This window comes from Mesorhizobium sp. M7A.F.Ca.CA.002.05.1.1, assembly GCF_003998335.1.
In the GTDB taxonomy this organism is placed as follows: domain Bacteria; phylum Pseudomonadota; class Alphaproteobacteria; order Rhizobiales; family Rhizobiaceae; genus Mesorhizobium.
Genome location: NZ_RZQI01000377.1, coordinates 1 through 5,520, shown reverse-complemented (window position 1 = coordinate 5,520; position 5,520 = coordinate 1). Strand labels below are relative to the sequence as shown.

The 5,520-nt window shown below is 61.4% G+C and carries 4 protein-coding genes and 1 pseudogene; 2 read left to right on the top strand and 3 right to left on the bottom strand.

Annotation, left to right across the window (positions count from 1 at the left end; genetic code table 11):
* Nucleotides 1-91 precede the first annotated feature (91 nt).
* Nucleotides 92-676 (top strand): GNAT family N-acetyltransferase, encoded by a 585-nt coding sequence (locus tag EN939_RS19175; protein ID WP_206517178.1) that lies wholly within the window; start codon nucleotides 92-94, stop codon nucleotides 674-676.
* 373 nt (nucleotides 677-1,049) lie between these two features.
* A pseudogene (locus EN939_RS19170) lies at nucleotides 1,050-1,247 on the top strand (DUF899 family protein); the annotation flags it as partial.
* Nucleotides 1,248-1,667: 420 nt separating this feature from the next.
* Here the strand turns inward: EN939_RS19170 and EN939_RS19165 are convergent.
* From EN939_RS19165 to hisG, 3 genes are all read right to left on the bottom strand, one after another.
* Nucleotides 1,668-2,771, bottom strand: coding sequence for a calcium:proton antiporter (locus tag EN939_RS19165; RefSeq protein WP_127269260.1), 1,104 nt, complete (start codon nucleotides 2,769-2,771; stop codon nucleotides 1,668-1,670).
* 69 nt (nucleotides 2,772-2,840) lie between these two features.
* Nucleotides 2,841-4,613 carry an AMP-binding protein gene (locus tag EN939_RS19160; RefSeq protein ID WP_127269259.1) on the bottom strand — a complete coding sequence of 591 codons (1,773 nt, stop codon included), beginning with the start codon at nucleotides 4,611-4,613 and terminating at the stop codon, nucleotides 2,841-2,843.
* A 331-nt stretch (nucleotides 4,614-4,944) separates the two neighbouring features.
* Nucleotides 4,945-5,520 (bottom strand): ATP phosphoribosyltransferase (hisG, locus tag EN939_RS19155; RefSeq protein WP_127269258.1); only part of this gene is annotated, 576 nt, incomplete at its 5' end.

The window sequence follows — 5,520 nt, the reverse complement described above, 5'->3', positions numbered from 1 at the left end:
ACCGGTATCGCTCCCACTCCATCCGGGTTACGATGCGTTGCTGAGAACGGGCGCGGGCGCCTCGTCGAACCACCTACGTCAGGAGGGCAGCGTGAAGTCGCCGACAGTGAGAGTTATGGACGCAGCCGATGAAGATTCAGCGGTCGAGATAATCGTGCTGGCGTTTGCAGCGGACCCTATGGCGCGGTGGACCTGGCCGCATGCACACCCGTACCTTGCAGCCATGCCGCGAATGGCCCGCGCGTTCGGGCGCAGGGCATTCTCTAACGGAAGCGCCTTTTGCACCGACGGCTACGCCGGGACGGCGCTGTGGCTGCCGCCCGGCGTGCATTCCGACGAGGAAGAGCTTGGCGCCGTGATCGAGAGCACGGTTGAATCCTCTCTCGCCCCTGAAACCGCGGCCATATTCGAGCAGATGGCCACGTACCACCCGACCGAACCGCATTGGTACTTGCCCCTGATCGGCGTCGACCCGGCGCATCAAGGCGAAGGTCACGGCGATGCCTTGATGGCGTACGCACTCGCGCAGTGCGACCGCGATCACGCGCCGGCCTATTTGGAATCCTCGAACCCGCGCAACATATCATTCTACCAGCGGCACGGCTTCGAATCGCTCGGCGCGATCCAGGTCGGTTCGTCGCCGACGCTCATCCCGATGCTGCGGCGACCTCGTTAAGCGTCAGTTTGATCAGATAGTTTGACCCTGTGGGACGTTCAGGGCGTCCACGGAGCTGTCGAGCACACCGTCGAAGCCGCACACCTGGCCCTTCTCGCCGGTGGGAAAGCGGATCGCGGGCACCTCTTGGCAACTGTGCCAACTTCGCGGGATGATAGGGCCGCTGCCCGCCTATAGATCAGCTTATGACAGCTATCTCGCTTGCCGCGCGGTGAACCGCCATTCTGCAGACGGCCCCCATTGAAATCACGTCACACTTGTAACTCCCATCTGGCCTCCGTCCGAAATAGCGTTTCCGGATCGCAACCGTTGGAAACGCCGAATTCGACCGAGGACCGGAAATGACGATGTTTGCAGCAACGGGGAACGCCCATGGCGGGAGACCGGCGAGGAATGGCCCGGCGTTAGCGCCTTCTTCAAGCACGCGGGCGAGGTCTTTCGCACCTACTCCACCTACGGGCGCGGCGTTGAGGTGATGATGGGCACCTACGCCATGCTCGACCTCATGCCGAAAGGCCGCAACGAGAAGGAGGGAATGGACTGGGTACGTCGCCACGATCGATACGAGTAGCCACTCCGGGAAGCCGTGGAATGACGCTCGGATGACAAATGAGCCTTTCTGCGTCACGGCTCACGGCCGGCAGCTTTGTGCGGAAGCCGCCCAAAGCCGCCAGTCCGCTCTCGGCCCGATTGAGACGTCATTACCTCGTCGCCGTCGTCGACAGTTGGCTCAAAGCAACCCAGCCGCACCGCGAAGCCAGCCCTCAAGCCGTCTTCTGCGCCACCAGCCCCAGTTGCTCCACCATCGCCTCGCGCATCAGGAACTTCTGTGGCTTGCCGGTCACGGTCATCGGCAATTCGGTGCGGAAGCGGAAACGCCATCTCAGGCAACGGGCTGCAGTTCGCTGTCGGCTTCCAGACTGAAGAACCCAAGCAGTCCGTTGACGACCAGTCGCGCCACTGTATCTAATTGCCAGCCTGGGCCAAGTTTTCATGGTACAAATATAAGAAATATATATGTAAGAAATACCACGATATGGACAGCGCCCGTCAAGAATGTTGTTCTTTCAGTGCTAAAACTCACATTGCATATGAAGAGCGCTAAAATCAAAAGCACTGTGTCAGTCGCTGGAAGCCCCAGGGTTAACCCTCTTCCCGTCAGCAGGCTGGCGGCCGCGACCGCCGGTATTGTCAAACCGATTGTGGCGCAAGCGGAACCCATCGCGACATTCAAACCGCGTTGCAGCTCATTGTTGAGTGAAGCGCGAACCGCCGAAATGGCCTCTGGCATCAAAACCAGCCCGGCGATCAATGCCCCCACAATGCTGTCAGCCTGGGTCACCTGATAGGCAACGAGCGTATCCTCGACGCTTGCGGCGACCTGCTCGGCGAGCATGACAATGCCAATCAGCCCGATCAAAAGCAGCAATGCGCCGGCAAAGACGCTTTCGTGAGGGGCAGTCCGCAGCGAAACACCGTGGGCCTGCCCTTCGACAAAGTCTTCTCGGTGGCGGACAGTCTGCGCGAACACAAAACTTGCATAAAGCAGCACCGAAAGCACGCTCACAAAGCCAAGTTGAGCTGCCGAAAATGTGCCCGGCCCCGTAGCTTGTGTGTAGGTTGGCAGAATAAGCGTCATGATGGTCAGCGCGATCAGAACCGCGAGATATGCGCTGGTCCCTTGTCGAACAATTGCCTGCTTGCGATGACGCCAGCCGCCAAGCGCGAGACAGGTGCCGACGACGCCGGTGGATGCAATCATCACTGTTGAAAAGACAGACTCACGTGCAAGCGTAGGGTTGTTCTCTCCATGCAGCATCATGGAAACGATGATCGACACCTCGATTGCCGTCACGGCAAAAGTCAGCACCAATGTGCCGTAGGGCTCTCCTACACGCCGAGCCACCGCCTCGGCGTGGTCGAGGACCACGAAAATGGTGGTGAACATAATCGCACTCGAAAGCGCTCCGACGAGTATCCTGGCGCTCAGCGAACCTTCGTCCGCCGACAGTCCGCCGGCTCTGACGGCGACAGCCATCACCAAGGCGGCCAAGGGCATCGCATACGAAGTCACCGAACGTCCGAAACCGCTCATGCAAGCCCCTGCGCGCTGCTGCGAACCGTGGCTGCATTCGCGCACCGACAGATCGAAGCGTTCACCCGTTCACGCCGTCTTCTGCGCCACCAGCCCCAGTTCCTCCACCATCGCCTCGCGCATCAAGAACTTCTGCGGCTTGCCGGTCACCGTCATCGGCAATTCGGTGCGGAAGCGTATGTGGCGGGGGATCTTGTAATGGGCGATCTGGCCGGCGCAGAAGTTCTTGACCTCCTGCTCGGTGGAGATCTGGCCGGGCTTGAGCACGATCCAGGCGCACAGCTCCTCGCCATATTTGGCGTCGGGAATGCCGAACACCTGCACCTCCTTGACCTTTGGATGGCGGTAGAGGAATTCCTCGACCTCCCTGGGATGGACGTTCTCGCCGCCGCGGATAACCATATCCTTGACCCGGCCGACGATGTTGCAATAGCCCTCGGCGTCTATGGTGGCGAGGTCGCCGGTGTGCATCCAGCCGTCGCTGTCGATCGCCTCGCGGGTCTTGTCGTCGTCGTCCCAGTAACCCTTCATCACCGAATAGCCGCGCGTGCAAAGCTCGCCCGGTACGCCGACCGCAACGGTAGCGCCATCGGCATCGACCGCCTTGACCTCGACATGGGGGTGAATGCGCCCGACGGTCGAGACGCGCTTTTCCAAGGGGTCGTCGACGCCGCTCTGGAACGACACCGGGCTGGTCTCGGTCATGCCGTAGGCGATGGTCACCTGTTCCATATGCATCAGCGACACCACCTTCTTCATCACCTCGATCGGGCATGGCGAGCCGGCCATGATGCCGGTGCGCAGGCTGGAGAGATCGAAGGCGGAAAAATCCGGATGATCCAGCAGGGCGACGAACATGGTCGGCACGCCGTAGAGCCCGGTGCAACGTTCCTGAGCCACCGCCTTCAACGTCGCGCCGGCATCGAAGCCCTCGCCCGGGAAAACCATCGTGGCGCCCTTCGTGACGCAGCCCATCGTGCCCATCGACATGCCGAAGCAGTGATAGAGCGGCACCGGTATGCACAGCCGGTCGTCGACGGTCAGCTTGATCGCCGAAGTGACGAAATTGCCGTTGTTGACGATGTTGTTGTGGGTCAGCGTCGCGCCCTTGGGGGCTCCTGTGGTGCCTGAGGTGAACTGGATGTTGATGGCCTCGCCCGGCTTCAGCTTCTCCGAGATGCGGTCGAGGCTGTCATGCTCGTCACGCCCGGCCATGGCCAGCACGTCGCCGAAATTGAACATGCCGGGCGAATTCTCGTCGCCCATGCGGATGACGATCTTCAGCGCCGGCAGTTTCTGCGCCTTGAGCTTGCCCGGTGTGGCCTTGGCGATCTCGGGCGCCAGCGTCTCGATCATGCCGAGATAGTCTGACGTCTTGAACTTGGCAGCGGTGACCAGCGCCTTGCAGCCGACCTTGTTCAGCGCATAGTCGAGCTCGGTCAACCGATAGGCGGGGTTGATGTTGACCAGGATCAGGCCGATGCGGGCGGTGGCGAACTGCGTCACCAGCCATTCCCAGCGGTTGGGCGACCAGATGCCGACGCGATCGCCCTTTGCCAACCCCAGTGCCAGGAAGCCGGCAGCCAGCGCGTCCACCGTGTCCGACAGTTCGCTCCAGGTGAAGCGCTTGTCCTGATCGACGAAGACAGCGGCGTCGAGCGTGCCGTATTTGCTGACGGTGTCGGAAAACAGCGCGGGGATGGTCTTGTCGAGCAGCGGCACGCTGCGTTCGCCAGAGACATGCGCCCTGTTGTCGACGGGTGCGACGAAGACACCGCCAGCACGCGCGCCGGGTCCGCGCAGATTGCTGGCGTTCTTCAGCTCGTCGAGATTGACCGGCATCGCTCTCTCCTCCCGGGACTAAGTGCGTCGCGCTGAAACAGAATCATGCGACGCGTTCTAGGTCCTTGTTTTTATGCATGTCGTTCTCCCAAAACCGAGATCACTTTGGGCGACATGCATTAGCCGAGCCTATCAGCCTGCCGGAGTGGAGGAAATCCCGCCGATGGTCGTGAAAGGGCAACGATCCGGTCAACGATGCTTCGGAGCTTCGCGTTGGCTGACGAAGCGCGCCAAAACGAAAAAACCCGCCTGGGCGGCGGGTCACCGGCGCAAATCAGCACCATGGGCAAAAATGTAGCATAGCTGCCCTCACCGGTCAAGGAAATAATTCCTATCCGACCGCAGCCGCCATCTTCGCCGCGATGTCGCGCAGGACCGCTTCATCGGCCGCCGCCCGTGTCTTCTTCGACGCCACCAGACAGGCCTGCGAGCGCAGGACGAGGCCATCGCCCAGCACCTTGAGATGATTGGCGCGCAGCGTCGAGCCGGTGGTTGTGATGTCGACGATGACATCGGCCAGACCGGCCGCCGGCGCGCCTTCGGTAGCGCCGAGGCTTTCGACGATGCGATAGACCTGGATGCCGTGCTTCTGCGAGAAGAATTGCTGCGTCAGCCGCCAGTATTTGGTGGCGATGCGCAGCCGCCGGCCATGGCGCTGGCGAAAATCGGCGGCGACGTCGTCGAGATCGGCCATGGTGTCGACGTCGAGCCAGATGTCCGGCACGGCAACCACCACATCGGCATTGCCGAAGCCGAGACGGGCGACGATTTCGGCGCGGCTCTCCCAGTCGGCGAGGTTTTCACGCACCAGGTCCTCGCCGGTGATGCCGAGATCGACGGCGCCCTGGCCGATCTCCCCTGATATTTCGGAAGCCGACAGGAACACCACTTCGACATCGTCCAGGCC